Annotated in this window: 24 protein-coding genes; 9 read left to right on the forward strand and 15 right to left on the reverse strand. The window is 28.8% G+C overall.

Going from position 1 to position 24741, the window contains the following annotated elements; translation table 11 throughout:
- Window positions 1-176: 176 nt before the first annotated feature.
- The 3 genes from MHN29_RS03790 to MHN29_RS03800 form a co-directional block, all read right to left on the reverse strand.
- On the reverse strand, window positions 177-923 hold the full coding sequence (locus MHN29_RS03790) for a LytTR family DNA-binding domain-containing protein (protein WP_235272806.1): 747 nt from the start codon (window positions 921-923) through the stop codon (window positions 177-179).
- A gap of 2 nt (window positions 924-925) precedes the next feature.
- On the reverse strand, window positions 926-2638 hold the full coding sequence (locus MHN29_RS03795) for a tetratricopeptide repeat-containing sensor histidine kinase (RefSeq protein WP_235272805.1): 1713 nt from the start codon (window positions 2636-2638) through the stop codon (window positions 926-928).
- A gap of 64 nt (window positions 2639-2702) precedes the next feature.
- Complete coding sequence (locus tag MHN29_RS03800; RefSeq protein ID WP_235272804.1) at window positions 2703-3215, reverse strand: hypothetical protein; 513 nt, start codon at window positions 3213-3215, stop codon at window positions 2703-2705.
- Between the two features lie 335 nt (window positions 3216-3550).
- On the opposite strand from MHN29_RS03800, the gene MHN29_RS03805 reads away from it, so the two are divergent.
- Window positions 3551-4135 carry an RNA polymerase sigma factor gene (locus tag MHN29_RS03805; protein WP_235273654.1) on the forward strand — a complete coding sequence of 195 codons (585 nt, stop codon included), beginning with the start codon at window positions 3551-3553 and terminating at the stop codon, window positions 4133-4135.
- 246 nt (window positions 4136-4381) lie between these two features.
- Here MHN29_RS03805 and nth read toward each other — a convergent pair whose 3' ends face one another.
- A complete protein-coding gene (gene nth, locus MHN29_RS03810; protein WP_235272803.1) occupies window positions 4382-5032 on the reverse strand; it encodes an endonuclease III in 651 nt (216 codons plus the stop codon).
- Window positions 5033-5066: 34 nt separating this feature from the next.
- Between nth and bcp the strand changes: the two genes are divergently transcribed.
- On the forward strand, window positions 5067-5519 hold the full coding sequence (gene bcp / locus MHN29_RS03815) for a thioredoxin-dependent thiol peroxidase (protein WP_235272802.1): 453 nt from the start codon (window positions 5067-5069) through the stop codon (window positions 5517-5519).
- 35 nt (window positions 5520-5554) lie between these two features.
- Here bcp and MHN29_RS03820 read toward each other — a convergent pair whose 3' ends face one another.
- From MHN29_RS03820 to MHN29_RS03835, 4 genes are all read right to left on the reverse strand, one after another.
- Window positions 5555-6493, reverse strand: coding sequence for a sterol desaturase family protein (locus MHN29_RS03820; protein WP_235272801.1), 939 nt, complete (start codon window positions 6491-6493; stop codon window positions 5555-5557).
- A gap of 29 nt (window positions 6494-6522) precedes the next feature.
- Complete coding sequence (locus MHN29_RS03825) at window positions 6523-7164, reverse strand: alpha/beta hydrolase (protein ID WP_235272800.1); 642 nt, start codon at window positions 7162-7164, stop codon at window positions 6523-6525.
- Window positions 7165-7276: 112 nt separating this feature from the next.
- Window positions 7277-8533 (reverse strand): dihydroorotase family protein, encoded by a 1257-nt coding sequence (locus tag MHN29_RS03830; protein WP_235272799.1) that lies wholly within the window; start codon window positions 8531-8533, stop codon window positions 7277-7279.
- Window positions 8530-10464, reverse strand: a complete 1935-nt coding sequence (locus MHN29_RS03835; protein WP_235272798.1) for a BatA domain-containing protein — start codon at window positions 10462-10464, stop codon at window positions 8530-8532. Before MHN29_RS03835 ends, MHN29_RS03830 begins: the two co-directional genes overlap by 4 nt.
- A gap of 122 nt (window positions 10465-10586) precedes the next feature.
- On the opposite strand from MHN29_RS03835, the gene MHN29_RS03840 reads away from it, so the two are divergent.
- From MHN29_RS03840 to rlmF, 3 genes are read left to right on the forward strand one after another with little or no spacing between them, the layout of a single operon-like run.
- Complete coding sequence (locus tag MHN29_RS03840) at window positions 10587-11252, forward strand: class I SAM-dependent methyltransferase (RefSeq protein WP_235272797.1); 666 nt, start codon at window positions 10587-10589, stop codon at window positions 11250-11252.
- Window positions 11252-12844: a bacillithiol biosynthesis cysteine-adding enzyme BshC gene (bshC, locus tag MHN29_RS03845; RefSeq protein WP_235272796.1), complete on the forward strand. Its 1593-nt coding sequence runs from the start codon at window positions 11252-11254 to the stop codon at window positions 12842-12844. The genes MHN29_RS03840 and bshC overlap by 1 nt, the downstream gene beginning before the upstream one ends.
- Entirely contained in the window at window positions 12844-13695 is an 852-nt protein-coding gene (rlmF, locus tag MHN29_RS03850; protein ID WP_235272795.1) for a 23S rRNA (adenine(1618)-N(6))-methyltransferase RlmF, read from the forward strand. The genes bshC and rlmF overlap by 1 nt, the downstream gene beginning before the upstream one ends.
- A 56-nt stretch (window positions 13696-13751) precedes the next feature.
- On the opposite strand, the gene MHN29_RS03855 is transcribed toward rlmF, so the two are convergent.
- Window positions 13752-16028: a neutral/alkaline non-lysosomal ceramidase N-terminal domain-containing protein gene (locus MHN29_RS03855; RefSeq protein ID WP_235272794.1), complete on the reverse strand. Its 2277-nt coding sequence runs from the start codon at window positions 16026-16028 to the stop codon at window positions 13752-13754.
- 175 nt (window positions 16029-16203) lie between these two features.
- Entirely contained in the window at window positions 16204-17043 is an 840-nt protein-coding gene (locus MHN29_RS03860) for a DUF2911 domain-containing protein (RefSeq protein WP_235272793.1), read from the reverse strand.
- Between the two features lie 110 nt (window positions 17044-17153).
- Here MHN29_RS03860 and MHN29_RS03865 point away from each other — a divergent pair, with 110 nt between their 5' ends.
- Both MHN29_RS03865 and MHN29_RS03870 read left to right on the forward strand, forming a co-directional pair.
- Complete coding sequence (locus tag MHN29_RS03865; RefSeq protein WP_235272792.1) at window positions 17154-17819, forward strand: MIP/aquaporin family protein; 666 nt, start codon at window positions 17154-17156, stop codon at window positions 17817-17819.
- Complete coding sequence (locus tag MHN29_RS03870) at window positions 17791-18570, forward strand: NAD-dependent epimerase/dehydratase family protein (RefSeq protein ID WP_235272791.1); 780 nt, start codon at window positions 17791-17793, stop codon at window positions 18568-18570. The genes MHN29_RS03865 and MHN29_RS03870 overlap by 29 nt, the downstream gene beginning before the upstream one ends.
- Here the strand turns inward: MHN29_RS03870 and gldG are convergent.
- From gldG to MHN29_RS03895, 5 genes are read right to left on the reverse strand one after another with little or no spacing between them, the layout of a single operon-like run.
- Window positions 18567-20207 carry a gliding motility-associated ABC transporter substrate-binding protein GldG gene (gene gldG / locus MHN29_RS03875; protein WP_235272790.1) on the reverse strand — a complete coding sequence of 547 codons (1641 nt, stop codon included), beginning with the start codon at window positions 20205-20207 and terminating at the stop codon, window positions 18567-18569. The genes MHN29_RS03870 and gldG overlap by 4 nt on opposite strands.
- Complete coding sequence (gene gldF, locus MHN29_RS03880; protein WP_235272789.1) at window positions 20200-20919, reverse strand: gliding motility-associated ABC transporter permease subunit GldF; 720 nt, start codon at window positions 20917-20919, stop codon at window positions 20200-20202. Before gldF ends, gldG begins: the two co-directional genes overlap by 8 nt.
- A 20-nt stretch (window positions 20920-20939) precedes the next feature.
- Window positions 20940-21464, reverse strand: a complete 525-nt coding sequence (locus MHN29_RS03885; RefSeq protein ID WP_235272788.1) for a GNAT family N-acetyltransferase — start codon at window positions 21462-21464, stop codon at window positions 20940-20942.
- Window positions 21464-21760 carry a putative quinol monooxygenase gene (locus MHN29_RS03890; RefSeq protein ID WP_235272787.1) on the reverse strand — a complete coding sequence of 99 codons (297 nt, stop codon included), beginning with the start codon at window positions 21758-21760 and terminating at the stop codon, window positions 21464-21466. The genes MHN29_RS03885 and MHN29_RS03890 overlap by 1 nt, the downstream gene beginning before the upstream one ends.
- Window positions 21761-21764: 4 nt before the next feature.
- A complete protein-coding gene (locus MHN29_RS03895) occupies window positions 21765-22628 on the reverse strand; it encodes an S-adenosyl-l-methionine hydroxide adenosyltransferase family protein (protein WP_235272786.1) in 864 nt (287 codons plus the stop codon).
- A 120-nt stretch (window positions 22629-22748) separates the two neighbouring features.
- On the opposite strand from MHN29_RS03895, the gene MHN29_RS03900 reads away from it, so the two are divergent.
- Window positions 22749-23702: a PhoH family protein gene (locus MHN29_RS03900; RefSeq protein WP_150899847.1), complete on the forward strand. Its 954-nt coding sequence runs from the start codon at window positions 22749-22751 to the stop codon at window positions 23700-23702.
- An 86-nt stretch (window positions 23703-23788) separates the two neighbouring features.
- Window positions 23789-24739 (forward strand): phosphoribosylaminoimidazolesuccinocarboxamide synthase, encoded by a 951-nt coding sequence (locus tag MHN29_RS03905; protein WP_235272785.1) that lies wholly within the window; start codon window positions 23789-23791, stop codon window positions 24737-24739.
- The last annotated feature ends 2 nt before the right edge of the window (window positions 24740-24741 follow it).

A 24741-nucleotide genomic window follows, 5' to 3' on the forward strand; every position in this document is an offset into this window, starting at 1 on the left:
ATTAGTTATTTTTAGTTACACTTATTTGTAGTCTTAGTGATGAAGTTACTTTTTAAATAGGTTGTATTTTACAGATATGTTGTGAACACATTTTTTTATGTAGTGATACAAAAAAAATGACGTATAAAAATTATACGTCATTTAAGCTTTGTTAGTTAGGTTTATGTGTTTAGTGTTTATTTTAAAATGGCAAATGATTTGATAGTTTCTTTGTACTTATCGCTAAAGTAAACTACATGTTTGCCTTTTAATAATAGAGAGTTCTCTTTAAATCTTATTTGATCAATTGCATTGATATTGACAATGTATTTTCTATGAACTTGTTTAAATAAAGAATTGTTTAAATAATCATTCATTTTTCCTAATGAAATTTGAATGATGAATTTTTCATGTTCCGTAATGATGTTACAGTATCTATTATCAACCTCAATATAAATGATGTTAGAAAGCATTACTTTTTTTAAGGAGTCTCTTTTCTTTATAAATAAATAATCATCACTAATTACTGTATTTTGATTAGTACTTGCGAAAATATTTGTTTGGTTATAAAACTTTTCAATAGCCATTTCGATAGCATATAAAATTTCTAATTCATTAAATGGTTTTAATAAAAAACGAAAAGGCTTGGTTAGTTTTGCTCTTTCAAATATATGTCGGTCTTTAGAACCTGTTAAGAAAATAAATGGTTTTAGTGATTTAGGAACGGTAGAAATGGTTTCAGCAAAAGTAATTCCTTCCGGATTTGTACCTAAAAAGACATCGATGATTACAAGGTCTACAGTAAGTTCATAAAAGAGCGTTAAAGCTTCTTGGTAACTATGTCCAATACCAACTACATTATATCCATTTTTTTCTAAAATAGCTTTTAGTTCCATTGCTATTATGCTATTATCTTCAACAATAAGTATGTTTATATTATCCATATTTAGTTTGATTTTGGAAAACTGATAATCATTTTAGTGCCCATATCTTTAATGCTTTCAATTTTAAATTGTGCGTTATTTTTTTCGATTAATGTTTTACAGAGGTGAATACCTAGTCCAGTACCGATTTCCTCTTGATTTCTTTTTTTGTTAAGTAGTGTTGTATCTTTTAGAAGATCTTTGACCGTTTCTTCACTCATTCCAATTCCAGTGTCTTCTATTACTAGTGATTCTAAGTTGTTTTTAATAGAAAAATTATAAATAATTATAGTGTCGTTTTCATTAGAAAATTTAATAGCGTTGTCTAATAAATTTCTAATAATTATTTTAAGAGAGTCTATATCAGCATAAATAAAAGTAGCAGGAGTTACTTTGTTTATGAAAGTTATATTTTTAGTATCAAATAAAGGTTGATAATTAAAGGCAACTTGTTGCATTATAGAAAATAAATCAACAGATTCTATATTGAAATAGATTTGTTTTGTTTGCATTGTCGACCAGTTTAACAAGTTTTCTAATAAATTATAAGAGCTATTAGCGATAGCTGCATTTTTATTTACAATGTTCCCCAATGCATCGTAATTTCGATTTTTAATTTCTGTTAAGAGATTAGAATTGCTTTTTTTTAATAGATTTACTGATGATCTTAAATCATGGCTTACAATAGAAAAAAGTTTGTCTTTTGTTTTATTTAATTGATTGAGCTCTTCTTTTTGGGTTGTAATTATTTTATTGGCTTTACTTTTTTGAGAATATAAGAATAGTCCACTTGTAAGTAAAAGGATGAGTAGAATAGAAGAAATGAAAAAACCATTTCGTTGTGATGCTTTTAATTTATTTTCAGCCTCTAATAAATTTATTTGTTTTTGTTTTTGAGCTACAGCGAGTTTCTTTTCTACTTGAGCAACAGCCCATATTCTGTTTTGGTTATTAATGGAATCTTTCCATTTTTCAAACTCTTTTCTGTAAACTAGAGCTTTAGCTAAATCTTTTCTATTTTCTTCAACTACAGCCATGTTTAAAGCTGCTTTTCTTTTGATCTTAAAATTTGAGGTTTTTTTTGAAAGTTCATAAGCTTTTTTGAAAAAAGGAATAGCTTCATTGTCTTTATATTGTTCATAATAAACATTAGCAATATCCATATAAGAACCAATTAAAAGTATCGTGTCTTTCTTTTTTTCTTGTAGAGAAGTACTGTTTAATAAATATTTTTCAGCTTCTTTAAATTTAGACAAATGAAAATAACAAAGTCCTATATTGTGTAGTATAGCACTTTGCTGAGGTTTGTGTTTAATATTGAAATAATTTTTCTCTAAATCGAGAAAAATTTTTAGAGCTTTCTTGTATTTGTTTTGCAGCAAATATATTTGACCAATAGCACCTTTGGTGTAGGGATAAAAAGGAAAAACATTAGATATTAATTGGTATTCTTTTAAAGATTGATCTAAAACATTTTTCTTTTTGAAACTACGAGCTCTTAAGAAATGTATATAATTTAATAATTTCTTATCCTTTGTGTCTTTTAATAAAACATAGGAATGAATTAAAGTTGAATCCCATTCCTTTTCTTTGAAAAAAGTATGTATTCTTTTTAAATCTTCTTTTTGTTGATGTTTTTCAATAATCTTTTCAAACTCAACAGATAATTCGTCTTTCTGCTGAGAAAAAAGATGTACAGTAAATAACAGTACTAGTATAGTTCTTAAAATATGCATTTGTTACGGGGGGTAAAAATTATATAAAAAAAACAGGCTCTATTTAGAGCTTTGATACTAGTGGTTAACCTGGTGTGGTGTCTTGTACAGTGGTTTCAGTTCCTCTAGAGGTTGTAGGGTCAATGTTCCAAACAAATGTTTGAATTACTTTGATATCATCCAAGTCCATGCCTTCAGGAAATGTTACTAATTCGTTAGTAGAAAATTTAATCGTATAAGCTTGGTATTCATTTATAGTTTTCTTATCATTTATTTTTAACATATCTTCTACAGTAGTATGAATAAAAAACTGTAGCATATAGTCACCAAAGCTATTTACAGAAAATAGTTGAGAGATCTTTATAGCTGAAGCTGATAATGGAGTTGAAGAACTTACAAAAATAAGTGCTTTTACATTTATAGGCTCATGACGATGTTGAGTTGCTTCTAGACGATTTTGAGTTGCTTCTACTAGAGAAGGTAAGGGGCGTTTAAATGTGTTTTCAAAATAAATGCTTCCAGATTTTTGAATTGTTACTTCAGGTGAAATTACTTTCCCAGGAGGAAAGACGATTGAGGATTTGGCAATACTAGTCATAGTTTTCGGAGGATTAATTAAATATATAAACTAAGTTTATTGTAAATATAAGAAAAACATAATCTAGAAACTAGGAAATTAAATGATTAAAATGAAAAAATAATCTGATTTTCAGTTTGATAAAGATGCTAAAGAAATAGGCTATAAACCCTGAGTTTGTTAATGTTTTTATAAAAAAAATAAATTATTTTTGGTTTTTTATATAAAAAAAGCAATATTTGTAACTAGTTATTAATCAATAAATAAACGCCTATAGCTAAATAATTACTTTTAATAAACATACCCCTTAACCAAAGAAACTCTGTGAAAGACTTCTTTAAAAAAAAGTAATTATGATGCATAAAAACGATGTAAGTGATAGTGTATTAGTTAAAAACTACATTAACGGAAAAGAGTTAGCAATAGAATTATTGATTAAACGTCACCAACAACGCTTGTATAGCTTTATCTATAGCAAAATACAAGATAGAGATACTACAGAAGATATTTTTCAAGATACTTTTATTAAAGTAATAAGAACACTAAAAAGAGGAAGCTATAACGAAGAAGGGAAGTTTTTACCTTGGGTTATGAGGATAGCTCATAACTTGATTATAGATTACTTTAGAAAGAGTAATAGGATGCCAACATTTAATAATACGGATGATTTTGATATTTTTTCTGTATTAAGTGATGGAACATTAAATGCAGAAAATCAAATAATTAAAGAGCAAATTCTATCTGATGTTAAAGATTTAGTAGAGGAGTTGCCCGAAGAACAAAAAGAAGTTTTAAAAATGCGTATTTATAATGATATGAGCTTTAATGAAATATCTGAAAATACAGGTGTTAGCATTAACACAGCTTTAGGTAGAATGAGATATGCATTAATTAACTTAAGGAAGATTGTAGAGAAAAATAAAATTATTTTGGTGAATTAAACAATAAAAGTAAAAAAGCATCGTTAAATAATTGAAAATAAATAAATAAGGGAATTTTTATGATGCAACTTTACTCTGAAAGATCTTCGGATTTTAAAATGAAACCTAAACAAGAAACAATTCAATTTTTGATTAATTTTTCTAAATCGTTAAAAGTAGTTAAAACCAAATCAAACTATCTCATTGAATTGAATTTGAATTAAGAGTGGAAAAAGCTTCAACGAAAGTTGGGGCTTTTTTTATGTTCTATTTTTTATAATATTCATCAAGAACAGTTTTTCTACCTATTGTTTTTGTAATAATATCATTTTCTAAATCCCATCCACGAGCAGGAGAGTATTCTCTACCATACCAAATTATTTGTAAATGTAAATCGTTCCAGTGTTCTCTAGGAAATAATCGTTTGGCATCTTTTTCTGTTTGAGCTACACTTTTTCCATTAGATAGATTCCAACGATACATTAATCTGTGTATGTGAGTATCAACAGGAAAAGCAGGTACGCCAAAAGCTTGACTCATTACAACACTAGCTGTTTTATGACCAACTGCTGGTAGTTCTTCTAAATACTCAAAACTTTCTGGTACTTCACCATTGTGTTTTTCAATCAATATTTTTGATAAACCATATATACCTTTGGATTTCATTGGAGATAATCCACAAGGTCTGATAATTTCTTTAATTTCTTCAACAGACATTTTTACCATATCATAAGGATTATCTGCCTTTGCAAAAAGTAAAGGAGTAATTTGATTTACTCTAACATCTGTACATTGAGCAGATAATAAAACTGCTACAAGTAAGGTGTAAGGATCTTTATGATCTAAAGGAACAGGAATTTCAGGATATAGCTCTTTTAATGTATTAATAACAAATTGTACTTTGTCTGCTTTGGTCATTTTCAATATCTTTATATTCGCAAAAATACAAATTATGACTACATTAAAAATAGGAGATAAAGCACCAAATTTCGAATCAGTTGATGAAAAAGGAAATGTTGTTAAACTTTCTGATTATAAAGGGAAAAAATTAGTATTGTTTTTCTATCCAAAAGCAAGTACTCCAGGATGTACTGCTGAGGCATGTGATTTGAGAGATAATTACCAAGCTTTTTTATCCAAAGGGTATGAAATCTTAGGAGCTAGTGCCGATTCGGCAAAGCGTCAACAGAATTGGATAAATAAACATGAGCTACCATTTCCTTTATTAGCAGATGAAAGTAAAGAAGTAATCAATGCTTTTGGAGTCTGGGGACCAAAGAAATTTATGGGACGTGAATATGATGGAATTCACCGTACAACATTTGTAATTGACGAAAATGGAATAATTGAAGATGTTATTTTAAAAGTAAAAACAAAAGAACACGCCAATCAAATTTTAGGATAAATAAAAAAAACCGAGTACAATACTCGGTTTTTTTATTATTTACTATTCTCGAACAATTCTTTCTGAAGTTGTTTACTAGTTTTCGAACTTCCATCGTGACTCCATCCTGGAGGCATAAAAACATATTTTAATCGAGTACCTAACGGTAAGTGTTTTTTACGACTAAAGAAATCTTTAAAAATTTCTTTCCATTCATGAAAAATGATATTAACAGGTCCTTTATCTTCTAAAGGTTTAGTTAATCCAAATTTAAGTTTTTCGTAATCTTCTTCATCTTCTTCTGCTTGAAATGTACCAAAAATTCTATCCCAAATAATTAATGCCATTCCCATATTTTTATCTAAATATTTGGTGTTTGAAGCATGGTGAACCCTGTGATGAGATGGTGTTACAAAAATGTATTCCCATATATTTAAAAAGAAACCAAGAACACCTTTACGTTTATTTCTTTTAATAAAATTCGTGTGGCATAAAGTTCCATAATTTTGGTTCATTGCATAAGCAAACATAATATGCAGTGGAGCTATTCCAACAAGAATTAAAGGAATTAAAAACATAAACCTATAAAAAGGTTGGAATACAGGGGAACGGAACCCAGTGGAAATATTATAGTATTCAGAATTATGATGCGTAACATGAACTGCCCAGAAAAAGCGCGAATGATGATCTACATAATGGTGTATATAATATAGAAAGTCTTGTCCTATAAAAGCTATTAACCAATATAAAACACCTGTACTTTCCCAGTTAATTAATCTATAGCTGTAAAAAAAGTTCATTACTATAAATGAAACTCCATACATAAGACCATCTAAAAAAACATTGGTTATGGCAAAGTAGACATTTGTTGAAACATCTTTGAACTCATAATTTTTAGCTTTTCTTTTGTAGCTAAAATACATTTCAATAAAAATGGCTAATGCACAAATAGGTACGAACCATTTGTATGCATTTTGATGAGTAAAAATATCCATTTATTAAATTTTGTGTAAAGTTAAAAACATTATTTTAATCGTTGTTCAATCCAATTCTTAAAACTGTAAAAGTTTTGAGGAGCTACACCATGACCTACAGGATATTCTGAATAATCACTTTTTAAATTATAATTTTCTAATAAAGTAGGTGCTTTTCTTGCCCAATTAACTGGTAAAACCTGATCTACTGTACCATGAGAAATATAATAATCAGTTGTTATTTCAGTATTAACTTCAGCTGGTAACAAATCTTCATTAACATATCCACTTAAAGCTACTACGTGTTGTACCATATTGGGATTATTAAGACTTAAAGCATAGCTTAATATTGCTCCTTGACTAAACCCTAAAAGAAACGTCTTATTTGAGTCTGTATTGTATTTCTCTTTAATTTCATTGATAAAAGAAGCAATTTTAGTCATTGAATCTCTTGCTTGGTCTAGATCAGAAAACTTTTCATTATTAGCATCGAAGTTAATAGCATACCAAGCATATCCATCATATCCCATGCTATATGGAGCTTGGGCACTTACAATTAATAATTCATCAGGTAATTCTTCAGAAAATGAAAATAAATCTCTTTCGTTGCTACCATATCCATGTAATAAAATTAATAGTGGGGGATTGGTAGAAGCCTTTTTAGGCTCTCGTATAATATAGTGTAAACTCATGTAATAAATTCCTTAAAGCAGTTTTGATAAAAGAAGTTAATTTCCCAACTTAATATACCAATAACTGATTATTGTATTGTTTTTGCCTAGAATTGCTATTGTGTTTTTTCGATTAAGCGTTTAGAATAAGCTGTCCTTTATTATATATACCATAAACACTACCTCTTAATTCTTTGTCTAAAAAGATGCTATTCTTAGAAGTAGAAATAATATGGTCTTTAGAAAAAATAAAATTTCCATCAGGATTAAATATAGACAGACAAGCTTTTTGGTTTTCTTCTATAGGGTTCTGTTCAATATCAAAACGATTTTTAGGATTATGAGATAAACATTTTACAATCGTTTCAATATCTAATACAGTATTTAAAGCGCCAAAAGCACTCTCTAAACCAATAGTTCCATCTTTAGCAGTTGAATATTCTACTTTTTTATGTTCTATATCAATAGGATTATGATCAGACGTAATAATGTCTATGGTACCGTCTTTTAAGCCTTCGATTAAAGCTTCTGTATCAATTGATGTTCTTAAAGGCGGATTGACCTTTTTGTTTCCATCAAATCCATGTAACTCATCATCTGTTAAAACCAAATTATGAATGGCAACACTACAGGTAACATCTAATCCTTTCTTCTTTGCTTCTCTAATTAGTTCTACAGATTTTTTTGTAGAAATAGTTGGAATATGTAATTTTCCTCCTGTGTATTCTAATAAGAATAAGTCTCGAGAAATTTGAATTTCTTCTGCTAAGGCTGGAATTCCTTTTAAACCAAGTAAAGTGCTGTTTTTTCCTTCGTTAGCAACTCCTTCACCCGCAATAGAGTTGTTTTTTGGGAAGCTTAAAGCTAAACCATCAAAATTTTGAGTATATAATAAAGCTATTTTTAATAAATTATCGTTGATAGATTTTTTATAATCACCAAAAGCAATTGCACCTGATTGTTTCATATCAAACAACTCGGCCATTTCCATTCCTTTACTTTGTTGTGTTAACGTACCAATAGGAAATAAATTAGTGGCATCTCCATTAGCTTTGTTTATTAAAAATTCTACAGCAGATTTATTATCAATAACAGGATTAGTATTTGGGTTTACCGCAACATCAGTAAATCCACTTTTTGAAGCAGTAAGTAAACCATTTTTTATAGTTTCTCGTTCTTCATAACCAGGCTCACCAAAAGAAACACTCGTATCAAACCATCCAGTAGAAATATGTAAGTTTTCAAGTGTTACAATTTCACACCCTTCAGGAGCAGAAATAGTATCATCAATTTTGGTAATAATACCGTCGGTAATTAAAATATCTTTAGTTTGTTTGTGGTAAGAGCTGGTGGCATCAATAATTGTTGCCGATTTTAGCAGCGTTGTCATGTTTTAAAAAATTTTAATATCAAAATTTCTAAAAGCAAAGATACGATGGCTAGCGCTAAAAACCACTTCCAAAGCCATTGAATTTTAGTTTCATTATTTATATCCTGTAAAGTGTTTTTTACTGAAGTAGAGATGTCTTTGTTTGTAGTTGATGAAATATCTAAAAATTGTAATGAACTTTCACTTTTAGGATAATTATAAGCTATGTTTTTTATAGGGTTCTCTTGTTGTTTTATCTGATAAAAACCAGCTTTTAAAGGTTGGTCTTTAGTAGTAATTCTAACCTTATTTTGAAAGGTTTGTTGTAAAGGTATAAATGAATTTTCATTATTTGAAATAGTCAAAATTTCATCTTTTCCTAATTGTTTATTAATATCAATCGTATTGTCTTCTCCAATAGTGTAATACAATTCTGATAATTGTAAACTATGTTTTCCTATGTTATAAAATATAGGAACAATTAGTGGAGAGTTAGTAAAATTACTATTTTCTTTTTCTAAAGGAGCAGCTACCCAATAGAGGTTAGCATTAGATAAATTTACTTGTTTAATAAAACCATCTTTGTTTTCAAAAGAAACTAAATTACTCTCGTTATTTAATATAGAAGTGAATGATTCTTTAACAAAAGGATATTGAAAGTTTTGAACTCTTTTTTCAAAAACATTTTTTAAAAGAGGATGATTATAGTTAATACTAGTAATTTTTAAACTATCATTTTTCTTAGTAACTATTTTACCAGCATTAACACTAGTAAGTAATTCGTTATATGATGAGATAGAAGTATTATTATTTGGTATTACTATAATATTGCCGCCTTTTTTAGTGTAATCTACTAAAGAATTAATAAGGGTTTGAGGAATTCTCTCAAGTTCATTTAAAATAATTAAACTTTGCTTAGGGATTAGATTGTAGTTTATGTTTTTGCTACTAAGTGTAGTTAAATTAAATTCATCTTTAGTATAAATTCTATTTATAAAATCAGAAGGCTTTCCTATAGCTAGTACATTAATTTTGGTGCTAGTATCAATTGTGAAGTAAAAGGAATTATCGAAACTGTAAGTATCACTGAAATTGAGGCTTATTTTTCCTAAGAATTCAGGAGATTTAACAATAGAAAAAACAATTTTTTTTATTTGATTTTCTTCAATAGAAAAGGTTTGTTTATTTATTAATTTATTCTTGTCAGAAAGAGAGATAGGAATGTTTTTTTGTGCCTTTCCTTGATTGCTTACAAGAATATTAAGATTAAAGTTAGAAGAACCATTGTCGTCTAAAAAAACACTGTCAATAGCTATGTTATTTTTTAATTCAGGAATAAGATTAACTAATGAGATAGGAGTATTTACATCATCAAAATCATTTTTGGTATAGTTTTGAAAATCAGAAATAAAAATATTTTTTGATAAAGAGTTTTGTGTCTTGTTTTCTGTGGAAATTTTTAATAAAACGTCTTCGAGATTTCTGTTTTTAGAAGTATTAGAAACTTTAAGTAATATTTTTTTTAAATCACTTGTTGTTTTATTTCTGTAAAAGTTATCATTTGTTAATAATGAATAGGTAACATTATCTGAAAGATTTTCGATAATTTCTTGAGAGGCAATTTGTAATAAATTTCCTTTTTCTCCCTTAGTATTAGTACTTAAAGAATTATCTAAGTAAATAAAAAAGTTTTTCTTTTTATCAATTGTGTGATTGCTAAAATAAGGTTGCGCAAAAGCAAAAATAATAGCGGTTAAAAGTAGTAATCGAGTTGAGAGAATTAACCATTTTTTTATTTGCGAACTTTTACGTGTTTGTAAAACTAGTTTTTGTAAAAAAGCAACATTGGTAAACGGAACTTTAACAAAACGTTGTAACTGAAATAAATGAACTAAAACAGGAATTATTAAAAGCCCTAAGAAGTATAGAATTTCAGGATGTTTAAAATACATAGATGTTTTTTTACTAGATGTAAAAATAGCTAAAATGATGATTAAAAAAAGAATGTAGTTAAAAAACTGTTAGAATCTAATTTTGTTATTAAAGAAGTATCAAATTTTACTATTTTTGAGCTATGACTACAAAAGAGAGTGATTGTAAAGTTCCTGAAGAAAATACTTTAAAAGAACATTGGAACACAGCTTATACTAAAAATACTACACAGAAATTAGGTTGGTATGAAGAAAGCTCAAAAGAAACAATAGATTTAATAAAACTATCTAAAGCTCCTAAAGATGCTAAGATTTTAAATGTAGGAGTTGGATCTTCTATGTTAATAGATGAATTATTAGCTGATGGATATACAAATTTGATAGCAAATGATTTGTCAGAAAAAGCTATTGAAGATGTAAAAAATAGGTTAGGAGATAAATCATCAGATATAAATTTTATTGTTGATGACTTAATAAAGCCGTCAAAACTTAATCAACTTTCAGATATTGACATTTGGAATGATAGAGCTGTATTGCACTTCTTTTTGAAAGAAGAAGAAAAAGAAGTGTATTTTAAATTATTAAAACAACTTGTAAAGAATAATGGTTTTGTAATTATAGCTGTTTTTGCTCTTGATGGAGCAGAAAAATGTTGTGGGCTTGAGTTACAAAAATATAATGCAGAAATGTTGCAAGAGAGACTTGGAGAAGATTTTGAATTGATTAAGAAATTCAATTACACTTTTACCAATCCTTATGGAGGAGAACGACCATATATTTATACATTATTCCAAAGAAAAAATAAGTAATGAGTGTAATTCAAATACCTTTCAAAAAAACTGGTTTCTTCTCTAAAACTATGATAGATTATTTAGAGGAGTCAGAGAAAATAAAGCCTTTTTACAATAATTTTTCGAATATTGAAGGTTTAAAAAAACAAGTAGAAGCTAAAGGTGTATCTTTTAAACCGGAAAAAAGAACCGTTTTAGTTAATGCATTAAAAAAGCAATATAGTAAGCTAAATGCTACAGAGGAAACAATACAAAACATAGATAGTTTACTTTTAGAAAATACATATACTATAACTACAGGTCATCAATTAAACCTGTTTACTGGCCCTTTATATTTTTTGTATAAAATATTTTCAACAATTAATTTATGTGAAGAATTAAATAGTAAAATTGAAAATCAAAATTTTGTTCCAGTATATTGGATGGCAACAGAAGATCATGATTTTGACGAAATAAACTATTTTAATTTTAAAGGAAAAAAAGTTCAGTGGAATTCAGAACAAACTGGGGGAGTTGGACGCTTTTCTACAGATGGATTACAAGAAGTTTTAGAAGCTTTTTCATTGCACATAGGAAATTCTAAAAATGCACAGTATTTAGTAAAATTATTTGAAGAAGGATATTTAAAACATAACAATTTAGCAGATGCTACTAGGTATATTGCTAATGAGTTATTTGGAGCCTATGGATTGGTGATTATTGATGCAGATGATAATGATTTAAAAAGAGAGTTTATTCCTTATATAACAAGAGAATTAACAGAAGAAATATCTTATAAAAAGGTAACAGAAACAATAAAAGCTTTAGGTGAAGAATATAAAGTACAAGTAAATCCAAGAGAAATAAACTTATTTTATTTAACTGATGAGATTCGTGAACGTATTATTTTCGAAGAAGGTAGGTATAAAGTAAATAATACAAATGTTTCTTGGACTAAAGAAGAGATATTAAGTCATCTAGAAAGTAATCCCGAAAGATTTTCTCCAAACGTAATAATGCGACCATTATATCAGGAAGTAATTTTACCAAACTTATGTTACATAGGAGGAGGAGGAGAGTTGGCGTATTGGTTACAGTTGAAAAGTTATTTTGAAGCTGTAGAAGTTCCATTTCCTGTTTTATTGTTGAGAAATTCAGTACAAGTTTTATCGGAAAAACAAGAAAGAAAATTAGAGAAGTTAACAATATCTAAAGAAGAATTATTCAGTAAGCAAAATACATTACTAAAGAATAAAGTTTTAAATTCATCAGAAGTAAAAGTTGATTTTACAAATCAGAAAAGCTTTTTACAACAGCAATTCAATGAATTAAGAGAAGTAGCTCAAAAAACTGATGTTTCTTTTATAGGGGCTGTAAATGCCCAAGAGAAAAAACAATTAAAAGGATTAGAAAACCTTGAGAAAAGGTGGTTAAGAGCGGAGAAAAGAAAACAAAAAGAATTGGTAGACAGAATTACATTGCTTCAAAATGAAATATTACCAAATCAAAGTTTAGAAGAACGTCAACGTAATTTCTCAGAATATTATCTAGAGTATGGAGTTCGTTTTTTGGATAAGTTAAAAAAGAGTTTAAATCCTTTAGATTTAGAGTTTACAATAATTACACTTTAATGGAGAAAAAAGCACTACATAAAAATAATATCCATAATAAAGGATACGATTTTAAAGTACTTCAAGAAAAGTATCCTAAAATAAAAGAGTTTGTAATAGAGAAGTACGGTAAAGAAACTATCGATTTCTCAAATCCAAAAGCAGTAAAAGAATTTAATAAAGCTTTACTATCGGTTTATTACAATATTAAAACATGGGAGTTTTCAGACGATAATTTATGCCCGCCAATTCCAGGAAGAGTTGATTATATTCATTATTTAGCAGATTTAATAGGGAAAGAAAAAGAGGTAACTGTATTAGATATTGGTACTGGAGCAACTTGTATATATCCGTTATTAGGAAATGCAGTGTATAATTGGAATTTTGTAGCATCTGATATTGATTTAGACTCGTTAGATTCTGCTCAAGATATTATAGATGATAATAATTTAGATGCTAAAATAAAATTAAGACAGCAATTTAAAGAAGAGCATGTTTTAAAAGGAATTCTTGAAAAGGAAGATTCTTTTACAGTAACTATGTGCAATCCTCCTTTTTATAAATCGGCAGAAGAGGCTAGAGGAGCTAATAGGAGAAAGTCGAGAAATTTAGGAAATAATGCAGTTCGTAATTTTTCAGGAAATAGTAACGAACTTTGGTATATAGGAGGTGAAAAAGCTTTTTTACATACATATTTATATGAGAGTTCACAATATCCAACAGTTAGTAAGTGGTTTACAAGCTTGGTTTCTAAAAAAGAAAATGTAGAAAGTTTACAGAAGTCGGGTAAAAAACTAGGAGTAAAAGAATTTAAAGTAATTCCAATGACACAAGGAAATAAAGTAACTAGAATTGTTTGTTGGAGATTTTAAATTGAAAATATAAAAAGTAAAAACTCACAATTTATATTGTGAGTTTTTTTATTCGCTTATTTTTTTAAAATTGTAGTTATATCAGTTTCTCCATTATCATATTTAACTTTCAAAAGATAAACTCCAGCTTCAGCTTTAAAATATAGATTCTTAATATATTTTTTGTTAGGAATTTCACCAGTTTTAATTACTTGTCCTACAGTGTTAACTATTTTAAAAGAACCTTTAGAGTTTTTATTGTTGATAAAAGTGAAGTTTCCGCGACTAGGATTAGGATAAACAATATGTTGATTGAGCATGTTCTTTTCTGTTTCTTGCTTAACAGTTCTACTAGCATAACCATTTACATAAAACGTTTTACTAGTTCCGCTATACGGACTTATTTTTCCTGTCCAACCATTTTTCCATTTACCAGTGTGTACAATTCTGTAATAGCCACTTTCTACTTCTGAGGTGATTTTAAAATGTATAGTAATTTTTGAATTTGCTACACCGTCTCTTTTCCAAATCATAAGAGTGTTGGTATCTCTATCTTGAAATTTAGTAACCCAAGAATTTCCAACTTTTTTCTGAACAGTAAAATAAGTACTATTTGTTTTAGTATCATGATTAGGATGAGCACCCCAAAAAGTAACTTTAGCAGTATTACCGGTATTGTATGAACTATTTGTATCAGAATACACACTTCCAAAACTTTTAAATAAGGGTTTATCATCAAAAAGAATATGTACCGTTTTATCAAGTCCAATATATGTTTTTTGAGGAGGAGTTGGTGCTAGAGTAGGCCAAGGGGTTGAATTTGGAGAAACTAATAAAGTAGCTAATCTTTCAAACTCTTGTCGATAAGCAGCTAAGGTCCATGGACCAAATTGTGTACTGGCTCCTTCGTATTGTTGAGAGGCATATTCTTCTCTAGTAGTTACATAACCACAGTAAGCATCAGAATAACCAGCTAAAACACTATACTGTATTCCAGTAGCACTATTTTCTGCAACAGTAGCTTTTACACGCCTTCCAGCCATAATAGTAAATTCAGCAGGAGCAGCAAAAATTCCAAATTGACCTATTTTTAAAATACTAGTAGGGAGTATCTTAGGAGTTCTTGGATTATTACTATTTCGCCCTACAAAAAATAAAGGATCAATAGGTTTTTCCATATGACATTGATCAACAGCAGGACCTGAATTAGGATTGGACCTTGTCTCACCCTCTCGTCCAATACCACTTCTACCATCTTCTGCACCAGCTCTAAAAGAAATACCAAGAGCAGCTTTACAAGTATGGCGTATTACCCCATCGGTAAATTTTGAAGCAACTTCGATATTAGAAAAATCACTATATCTTGATACTGCTTTTACTGATCCGGTAAGTTGTTCACTAGCATTATTATATAATTCTAATGCTTTTAGATATTGTCTATCTCCAATAATTTCAGAACTTTCTACTTCGTTACTACCTGGTCCAGTAGCATCTGTATATAAATCATTTGGAGCTGGTTGGTTTAAATTAGGAGACATATCTCCAGGATTTGTATTAGGAAAAGCAGCAACAAAAGTAAAGTTACCATTTCCGTATGAAGATTGTTTCATACGTTCAAATTTTAATGAAGCATAACCTTTACTATCGCCACTAGCATATTTATAGTTCTTTGATAAACTTGTTGGGTGAACTCCAAACCAAGAAATCATTCCAACCTCAGTATTACCTTGTACAAATTTTAAAACCGTCATTTGATCATCAATATTCATATAGTCATTAGCATCACTATTTAAATTGTAAGCTACTAAAGATCTATTAATACTGGCATTTGTTAAACTTCCTGAGTTATAATAAATTCTACCTGGGGCTAAGTTGTCGTGAGCTTGTTTGATAGCATTAAAAATTCCATCAACTAAAATATTGAAGTTCTTTTTATAAAAACCACCGGTAGAAGTATTGTAAAGCTCATAATGGGAATATCCACCAGGTGAAACGTGAGTGTGAGTAGCACTAATAACGAGGTTAGTATCAGTATAAGTACTACCATAATAATTTTTAAGTTTTTCTAGAACAGCTAAATTAACTGATTGAAACATGGCACCTTTGTCTATACAAACAAATACAGCGGGTGTGCCATTGGGTTCTTTAACAATATATGCTCTTGCATATTGTCTGTCTTTAATACCGCTATTTTTAAAGAAAGGGTTTCCATAACCAAAAAAAGCGCTTTCAGCAATTTCTCCAGTAATGTCTGAAATACCTACACCAATGTCGTAGTTATTGTTTTGAGATTGTATTAATTGTATCGTAAGTAAAGAAAGTACAATTAAAAGGGGGACTTTAATTTTACACATAAATTAGTTTGATTAAGTTAATTACTTACTAATCTATGTTTTAAATATGGTTAATTTAATTTTTTATGATAAATTTTATTTATGTGTAAATAAATTAACTAAATAGATTATTTTTAGATAAAAAAAACTCGTAGCTAATATATAGCTACGAGTTTTTTTTAAATATGTGAGTTTATTACATTTTAGCTAAAAACTCTTTGTTCATTTTAACGTAATCAGCGTTACCAGCTTTTTCAGCTCCAGCTAATGAAGCTTTAGCAGCAGCAATAGCTCCTTTTTTATCTCCAGCTTTAGCTAAGATTAATGATTGCTGACGTAAATACCAAAAACGTGGACGGTCTTTAGTCATATCAACAGCTTTGTTGATCCATTCTTTAGCTTTTTGGATGTCTTTACCTTCATCTAAATAATATTTAGCAGAAGAAAAATAATCACCAGCAGAAGGTCCGCTCATTATTTTTGCAATACTAGCTTCAACACCTTTATCAGTAGGTGTGTTAAACTTTACTCCAACATAAGCATTTTCCCATAACATACCTAAAACAGCAGAACTGTTTTTGATATTGTCAATAGTTAAAGTAAAAGTCTCAATTTTCATAGGCATTTTTTCAACTTTAGCAGTTGTAGATAATGCTACTTTACTGTCGTCCCATTTTCTTGGAGTTCCCCAGTTGTTTGCATCAGAATAAAAAATAACTTCCCATGAATCTTTATTCGGTTTTGTGTACAAGGCATAGGTACCTTTCTTTAATTCTTTTCCATCAATTGTAACATCGTCGCTAAATGTAACTTTAGTGTTTTGATTAGCTCCGGTTCTCCATACTTTTCCATAAGGCACTAAATCTCCAAAAATAGTTCTACCTCTCATTCCAGGTCTAGAGTATTCTACAGTAACGTCAGTTAAACCTACTTGTTGCTCTAATTTAGAAGCAGGGCTTGGTGCTGGAGTTTTTACTTGTGCATTAACATTTGCTGATATAGCAACAACAAATAAGCTTAAAAGTAATTTTTTCATGATGATTAATTTGTTTATAGTTTGTTCTGATAAAATTACGAGGAATTATACGGATTAATGTTAACGAAAACTTAAAATAAATATTAACTATTTAATTGATATTTGCCATTATGAAAAAATACATTTCTGAATTAATAGGAACTTTTGCGTTAATTTTTTGTGGTACAGGGGCTATGACAATTAATGAAATAACTGGAGGGGTAGATTTAACTCATATAGGAGTAGCTATTACTTGGGGATTAATAGTAATGGCAATGATATATTCTTTTGGAGAAATTTCGGGTGCACACTTTAATCCTGCAGTAACCATTGCTTTTGCTTATGCCAAAAAGTTTTCATGGAAAGAGGTTCCAAAATATATAATAGCCCAATTATTAGGTGCATTATTAGCAAGCAGTGTACTGTGGGTTTTATTTCCTGAAAGTGAATTTTACGGAGCTACGATACCTAGTATTGAGCCTTGGCGAGCTTTTATATTAGAATTATTACTGACTTTCTTTTTAATGGTTACAATTATTAATGTTTCAACAGGGAGTAAAGAAGTTGGGGTAATGGCAGGTATTGCTATTGGAGGAGTCGTTTTGTTAGAAGCAATGTTTGCTGGACCAATGACAAAAGCTTCGATGAACCCAGTACGTTCAATAGCGCCGGCATTAGTGTCAGGACACTTAGAACATTTATGGTTGTATCTATTAGCACCAATTTTAGGAGCGTTATTAGCAGTAGTTTCGTGTAAATTAGTAAAAGATGACAATTGTTGCGATGAGGGATGTTAGTATTTTAGGATGTGGTTGGTTAGGACTTCCATTAGCAGAATATTTATTGAAGAAAGGGTATAATGTCAAAGGGTCTACTACTTCAAAAAATAAATTAAGTATTTTTAAAGAAAAAGGAATTGCTCCTTTTTTAATAGATATTGATGTAAATTTCAATAAAGAAATACAATCGTTTTTAAGTTCAGGTATATTAATTGTAGCAATTACATCTAAGAATACTGTAAGCTATGAAAGCTTAATAAATGAAATAGAGAAATCAACAGTCCAAAAAGTAATTTTTATAAGTTCTACTTCAGTTTATCCTAGTTTAAACAAAGTAATAACTGAGGAAGACACATTGATATCTTCACCTTTAGCAGAAATAGAAAATCTTTTTAAAGGAAATATAAACTTTAAAACTACTGTAATTCGTTTTGCGGGATTGTTAGGTAGGGATAGGAATCCTGGGAATTGGTTTGAAAATAGAAAAATACCGCATCCAAAAGGTTTTGTAAATATGATACATCAGGACGATTGTATTCAAATTATTTATCAAATAATTAAACAAAATGTATGGGAAGAAGTATTTAACGCTTGTTCAAATCACCACCCAACAAGAAAAGAATTTTATATCAATGCAAAGATTAAAATGAAAAAAGAATCACCAGTTTTTGATGATTCTTTAGATTTGAAGTATAAAATAATCAGTTCAGATAAATTACAGAAACAATTGAATTATACTTTTATTTATGATGATTTATTAGTTATTTAAGAGTATCTTTTTCTTCTTAAGTAATTAAAACCAAAACCAAACAAGGCAAGTAAAATTAAAGGAACACCAATATTTATAAATTGCCAAAAACGTTTTTCAGTATAAGCTTTTTGTTTGTTTAGAAGGTTTATCTTGACTGTTTTATTACGTAGTTGAATTAAACCAGAATCGTCTAATAAATAATCAATAGCATTCATTAAGAAATCTTTGTTTCCAAATATTTCTCCAGTCCATTTGTCTAAAGATAAATCATGAGGTTTTCCTTTTAAAATTTGATTTTTCCCTACATCACCATCAGCAATAACAATCATTTTATTAGAGCTGCTTTCAGATTTGAAAAGTGGAGTGTTAAATGGTTTGATTCTACTTTTATAAGCAGATTTAAAATCACCTTCTAATAAAACAGATAATAATTGTGGACCACTTGAGTAATCTTTTTGTTGAGGTTCTTTAGAAATACTTTGTAATTCAACAATTTTAGGAGTTCCTATTTTTTTAGTTAAAACAGAAGTAACTAATAAAGGAGTTTTTTTAATATTTCCTTTCAATGTATCTATCTGCGTTGTAAAACGAAAACGAACTGGTGATACGTTTTTAGTAATAGGATGGTTTGGATTTCCATTCACTAAAGGATGATAAAACCAATTTAAATGTTGAAACTGTGCTTGGTTTCCTAAATTTCCTGTAGCTAAAGGAATCTTAGCAGAATATAAATCTTGAATAAGTTTATTATTTACACGTACTTGATAACTAAAAAGTAAATCAGTTAAATTTAAATCGCGAGGAAAAGCTAACATTCTTCCTTCATTATATAAACTATCTGTGTCTGAATAATTATTATCAATCATCCAAAGAGTTTTACCTCCATTTGTAATAAACTGATCAACTGTAAATTTCTCTTTTTCGGTAAACCTTTTAGTAGGTTTAGCAATAATGGCTAAATCATACTTAGTTAAATCATTTAATGTTTTTTGAGGACTGTTTTCAACACTGTCTAAAGTAAATTTAGCTAAGCGATATTTTTTTCCAACTTCACTTAATAAACTATAAACATATATATCGTCTAATTCACCATTACCCGATAAAACTGCTATTTTTTTTCTTTTGGTTTTGGTTATGTTATGAATTGCATTAGCAAAAGAATATTCAAGTTTTTCAATTGCGTTTTGTAATTGATCTTCTTGAGTTTTAGCAATAGAATTTGGTAAAAGAGAAACAAGCTCTGTTTTTTTACCATAATTAATTTCAGCCCAAGGGAAAATAATGGCCTCAGATAATTTTCCATCTTCCTCTACAGTTAATTGACTAGGAAGCATTCCTTTTTTTATAAGACGTTCACGAATATTATCAGGATTAACAAAACGAAACCTAACATTTGAATTTTCAGCTTTTAGTTCTTCTAAAAACTGACGAGTTTCTATTTGTAAGCGTTTGAACTCAGCTGGAAAATCACCTTCTAAGTATACATTAATTAAAATGTTCTTATCTATTTTATTTAGTAGTTTCGTACTAACGTTAGAAATTGTGTAACGTTTGTCTTGAGTTAAGTCAAAACGTTTAAATACAAAGTTAGAAAGATAATTTACTAATAAGATTCCTACGAAAGCATAAGCTATATGTTGTATTTTCTTATTCATTTTTTAATTGTTGTTTAGTAATGAATAAAAAGAAAAAAGTAACGCTAATAAAGTAAACTACATCTCTAGTGTCGATAACACCTCGACTAATACTTTTAAAGTGTTCATTAATTCCAAATTGTTGAAATAAGTATCCCGAATTTCCTAGTGAGTTACCAATTGTATCAAAACCATAGAATAAAATAAAAGTGATAAAAACACTAATAATAAAAGCTACAATTTGATTTTTAGATAGAGTAGAGGTAAACAAACCAATACTAGTGTATATAGCAGCTAAAAAAAACAGACCAAAATAAGAACCAGCAATACTTCCTAAATCTAAATTTCCAATTGGATTACCTAGCGCATATACAGTATATGCATAAGTTAATGTAGGAATTAAAGTAATAAAAACTAAAAGAAGTGAAGCTGTAAACTTGCCTAAAATAATTTGCCAATCGGTTAATGGCTTAGTTTTTAAAATTTCAATAGTTCCACTGTTAAATTCATCGGCAAAACTTCTCATAGTAATCGCTGGTATTAAAAACAAGAATAACCAAGGAGCTAAATAAAAGAAGCTACTTAAATCTGCAAAACCAGCGTTTAGAATATTAAAATTATCTTTAAATACCCATAAGTATAATCCGTTTATTAGTAAAAAAACACCAATAACTAAATAAGCTATGGGGGATGAAAAAAATGAGTTAAATTCTTTTTTTAAAATAGGAAACATATAATTGTTAACGTAAATTATTAATTATTTTCAATTCGAAAAATACGATTATTTTCAAAACCCTTATCTCTTCTTTTAGGTTGATAAATAAAATTATTTTTATTCAATAACGCGATAGAGCTTTCATTATTTTTATGAGTGAAGGCTTCTATAGCTTTTAAGTTAAGTTTAGAAAAACCAAAATGAATAACTTTTTGTAATGATTCACTCATAAAACCTTTTCTATGGAAATCAGGATGCAATTCATAACCTATCTCAGCATAAGAAAAATCATGGTTAAAATGACGCAGCCCAATAGAACCAATTAGAGTGTTGTTATGTTCAATTACCCAATAAATACCTTTATTAGTATTGATTAATTGGTCAATCATTCTAATAAAAGTTTCTACATCGGAAATATTTTCAGGAGCATGTCTGTCTATAAATTTATTAACTTCTTTGTTAGATCGTATATCAAAAATAGCTTTCTTATCACTATCTATAAGTTTTCTTAAAACTAATCGCTCAGTTTCTAATTTAGGAAAAGGTTTGAATAGTAATTCCATTAAACTAAAGAAACTAATTTATCTACACTCCAAGCTAATGGCTTATCATTAAATAAAACTTTAGTTTGAGCCCAAACACCTTTAAATAATTCAGAATTTCTATAATTTTCTAAATCTTGTTCAGTGTCCCAATAACTGTAAGTAAAAAAGGTATTCGGATTTGTTTTATCTCTATATAGTTCTAATAAGTTACAACCAGGAGATTTTCTAATAAACTCTTTTTTAGAATCAAAGTTTTTTAAAAATTCTTCAATTTTTTCAGGTTGAAAACTCATTTTTACAATTCGAACAAACATATAATTAATTTATAGTGGTAAAATCTGGTGAAATAATAGTTTCAAACTCAATAGAAATACTGTCTCTATAACCTAAACCTAGCAAGGTAGAAGCACCTCCTACAGTATCTAAATTACTACGGTAAATGGCAATTTCTAAAAAACCAGCAGAATTAAAAATAGCTAATTTTTCTCCATCGTATTGTCTTTTTTCAACAGGAATAGAATAATCTACAATTTCATTATAACGATTGTAAATTTTATCAAAACTATAGCGTCTGGCAGTTATAGTAAAATTACGCCCTTTACCAATAGAGTTAAAAAGTTTCTTACTAATATTTGTAATGACATTTCCGTAGTTATCAATATAAATAACACCACCTATAATATGGTCTTGCTTTTGATTTATCTTAGGTTGAATTTCAGTAATATTCTTGTAAGACTCAATCTCTTTACCAATAACATTTAAGCTACCGCCGCGACCAATATGAGAAGCAACCTGAACAAATACATCTAATACAGGGAAACTACTCTCAATATGATTGTGGATATTAATTTCAACAATTTTTGAAGGTTTTATTTCGGAAGCAATCATAGATATAATTCCATTATCAGGACAAATAAAATAATGATTGTCTAATTCTAAAGCAATATGTTTATTATCTACACTCAATTCAGAATCAACTCCAACAATATGTATTGTTTTATCAGGAAAGCTTTTATAGGTGTTTTTTAAAATATAAGCAGTCTCGGTAATATTAAAAGGAGTAATGTGATGCGTAATGTCAACAATGTTCGCATCAGGTAATTCAGTATAAATAGCACCTTTAACAGCCCCTACAAAGTGGTCTTTTATTCCAAAATCGGTAGTTAAAGTAATGAGAGGCATTTAATTAGTTGCTTGTTAATTAATATGTTGAAAAAATCTGTTGAATTTACAGCAAAACTACGTAATTCGATAAAAATAATCATTATTTTTAGAGTGAATAATATTAAAAACATATATCATTTGAACGAACGAATTATTGAATTAACCGAAATTAATCCAAAAGATTTTTTTGGAGCTCAAAACAGTACAATAACTCAGTTAAAAACATACTTTCCAAAAGTAAAAATTGTTGCAAGAGGAAATACATTAAAAATTTATGGAGAAGCAGAGCTTTTAGACGAATTTGAAAAACGTTTAGGAATGCTCATAAAATACTTCAATAGATATAACAAGTTAGATGAAAATAGCATAGAACGTATTTTAACATCTACAGGAAAGGAAGAGGAAATTCGTAAATCGAATAAGGTTGAAGGAGTCTTAGTACATGGAGTTAGCGGTAAATTAATAAAAGCACAAACAACAAACCAACGTAAAATGGTTGAGTTAATGCTTAAAAACGATATGCTTTTTGCAGTAGGTCCAGCAGGAACTGGAAAAACATATACAGCAGTAGCATTAGCAGTAAAGGCACTTAAAGAAAAAGAAGTGCGTAGAATTATACTAACGAGACCAGCGGTAGAATCAGGGGAAAACTTAGGTTTTTTACCAGGAGATTTAAAAGAAAAATTAGACCCGTATATGCAACCTTTATATGATGCATTAAGAGATATGATTCCGCATGAAAAGTTAGAATCATATTTAGAAAAGGGAATTATACAAATAGCACCATTAGCATTTATGCGTGGAAGAACATTAGATAATGCATTTGTAATTTTAGATGAGGCACAAAATACAACGCATAACCAAATGAAAATGTTTTTAACACGTATGGGAATGCATGCAAAGTTTATTATTACAGGTGATCCTGGTCAAATAGATTTACCAAGAAAACAAGTCTCAGGTTTAAAAGAAGCATTGTTAGCTTTAAAAGGTATAGATGGGATTGGACAAATATACTTAGATGATAAAGATGTAGTAAGACACCGCTTAATTAAGAAAATTGTAAAAGCATATAAAAGTATTGAAACAGAGTAATCTTTAGTTGTAATTTATAACTTTTAAACTTTGAGTTTTGAAATGTAAAAACTTACTTTTGCAGTCAACAACACAACAAAAAAAGAATGAATACAATTAACGAAACTAACTTCAAGTTTCCACAACAGAAGTCTGTTTATAAAGGAAAGGTAAGAGAAGTATATAATGTAAATGATGAACTATTGGTAATGATTGCATCAGATAGATTGTCAGCTTTTGATGTAATTTTGCCTCGTCAAATCCCTTTTAAAGGACAGATTTTAAACCAGATCGCAACCAAAATGATGAATGATACAGCCGATATTGTTCCGAATTGGTTAGTGGCAAATCCAGATGAAAATGTTGCAGTAGGACATTTATGTGAACCATTTAAAGTAGAAATGGTTATTAGAGGTTACTTGTCAGGACATGCCGCTCGTGAATATAATTCAGGGAAAAGGATTCTTTGTGGAGTTGAAATGCCTGAAGGATTAAAAGAGAACGATAAATTTCCTACACCTATTATTACTCCATCTACAAAAGCAGACAACGGGGAGCATGACGAGGATATTTCAAGAGAGGAAATTTTAGCAAAAGGAATAGTTTCAGAAGAAGATTATTTAGTTTTAGAAGATTACACAAGAAAATTATTTCAAAGAGGAACAGAAATAGCAGCTTCTAGAGATTTAATTTTAGTAGATACTAAATATGAATTCGGTAAGACAAGAGATGGAAAAATAGTTTTGATAGATGAAATACATACTCCAGATTCATCGCGTTATTTTTATAAAGAAGGATATAAAGAACGTCAAGAGAAAGGAGAAAAGCAAAAACAATTATCAAAAGAGTTTGTACGTCAATGGCTAATAGAAAATGGGTTTCAAGGAAAAGAAGGACAACAAATTCCTGAAATGTCAGATGAGAAAATTAATGAGATATCTAATAGATATATCGAATTATACGAACAAATTACAGGAGAAACTTTTGTTAAGGCAAATACAGAGAATGTATTAGCACGTATTGAAAAAAATGTTGTCAGTTTTTTAAATGGACAATAAAA

This window comes from Tenacibaculum sp. Cn5-46, from assembly GCF_022347705.1.
GTDB lineage: Bacteria > Bacteroidota > Bacteroidia > Flavobacteriales > Flavobacteriaceae > Polaribacter > Polaribacter aiptasiae.

Coding starts and splice junctions, on each gene's coding strand:
- MHN29_RS03885 (WP_235272788.1), bottom strand. CDS start 21,464: ATGGAATTACTATTCAAACCTTTTCCTAAATTAGAAACTGAGCGATTA.
- gldF (WP_235272789.1), bottom strand. CDS start 20,919: ATGTTTCCTATTTTAAAAAAAGAATTTAACTCATTTTTTTCATCCCCC.
- gldG (WP_235272790.1), bottom strand. CDS start 20,207: ATGAATAAGAAAATACAACATATAGCTTATGCTTTCGTAGGAATCTTA.
- MHN29_RS03835 (WP_235272798.1), bottom strand. CDS start 10,464: ATGTATTTTAAACATCCTGAAATTCTATACTTCTTAGGGCTTTTAATA.
- rlmF (WP_235272795.1), top strand. CDS start 12,844: ATGGAGAAAAAAGCACTACATAAAAATAATATCCATAATAAAGGATAC.
- MHN29_RS03820 (WP_235272801.1), bottom strand. CDS start 6,493: ATGGATATTTTTACTCATCAAAATGCATACAAATGGTTCGTACCTATT.
- MHN29_RS03860 (WP_235272793.1), bottom strand. CDS start 17,043: ATGAAAAAATTACTTTTAAGCTTATTTGTTGTTGCTATATCAGCAAAT.
- nth (WP_235272803.1), bottom strand. CDS start 5,032: ATGACCAAAGCAGACAAAGTACAATTTGTTATTAATACATTAAAAGAG.
- MHN29_RS03805 (WP_235273654.1), top strand. CDS start 3,551: ATGCATAAAAACGATGTAAGTGATAGTGTATTAGTTAAAAACTACATT.
- MHN29_RS03800 (WP_235272804.1), bottom strand. CDS start 3,215: ATGACTAGTATTGCCAAATCCTCAATCGTCTTTCCTCCTGGGAAAGTA.
- MHN29_RS03825 (WP_235272800.1), bottom strand. CDS start 7,164: ATGAGTTTACACTATATTATACGAGAGCCTAAAAAGGCTTCTACCAAT.
- bcp (WP_235272802.1), top strand. CDS start 5,067: ATGACTACATTAAAAATAGGAGATAAAGCACCAAATTTCGAATCAGTT.
- MHN29_RS03830 (WP_235272799.1), bottom strand. CDS start 8,533: ATGACAACGCTGCTAAAATCGGCAACAATTATTGATGCCACCAGCTCT.
- MHN29_RS03790 (WP_235272806.1), bottom strand. CDS start 923: ATGGATAATATAAACATACTTATTGTTGAAGATAATAGCATAATAGCA.
- bshC (WP_235272796.1), top strand. CDS start 11,252: ATGAGTGTAATTCAAATACCTTTCAAAAAAACTGGTTTCTTCTCTAAA.
- MHN29_RS03795 (WP_235272805.1), bottom strand. CDS start 2,638: ATGCATATTTTAAGAACTATACTAGTACTGTTATTTACTGTACATCTT.
- MHN29_RS03865 (WP_235272792.1), top strand. CDS start 17,154: ATGAAAAAATACATTTCTGAATTAATAGGAACTTTTGCGTTAATTTTT.
- MHN29_RS03870 (WP_235272791.1), top strand. CDS start 17,791: ATGACAATTGTTGCGATGAGGGATGTTAGTATTTTAGGATGTGGTTGG.
- MHN29_RS03905 (WP_235272785.1), top strand. CDS start 23,789: ATGAATACAATTAACGAAACTAACTTCAAGTTTCCACAACAGAAGTCT.
- MHN29_RS03855 (WP_235272794.1), bottom strand. CDS start 16,028: ATGTGTAAAATTAAAGTCCCCCTTTTAATTGTACTTTCTTTACTTACG.
- MHN29_RS03840 (WP_235272797.1), top strand. CDS start 10,587: ATGACTACAAAAGAGAGTGATTGTAAAGTTCCTGAAGAAAATACTTTA.
- MHN29_RS03890 (WP_235272787.1), bottom strand. CDS start 21,760: ATGTTTGTTCGAATTGTAAAAATGAGTTTTCAACCTGAAAAAATTGAA.
- MHN29_RS03895 (WP_235272786.1), bottom strand. CDS start 22,628: ATGCCTCTCATTACTTTAACTACCGATTTTGGAATAAAAGACCACTTT.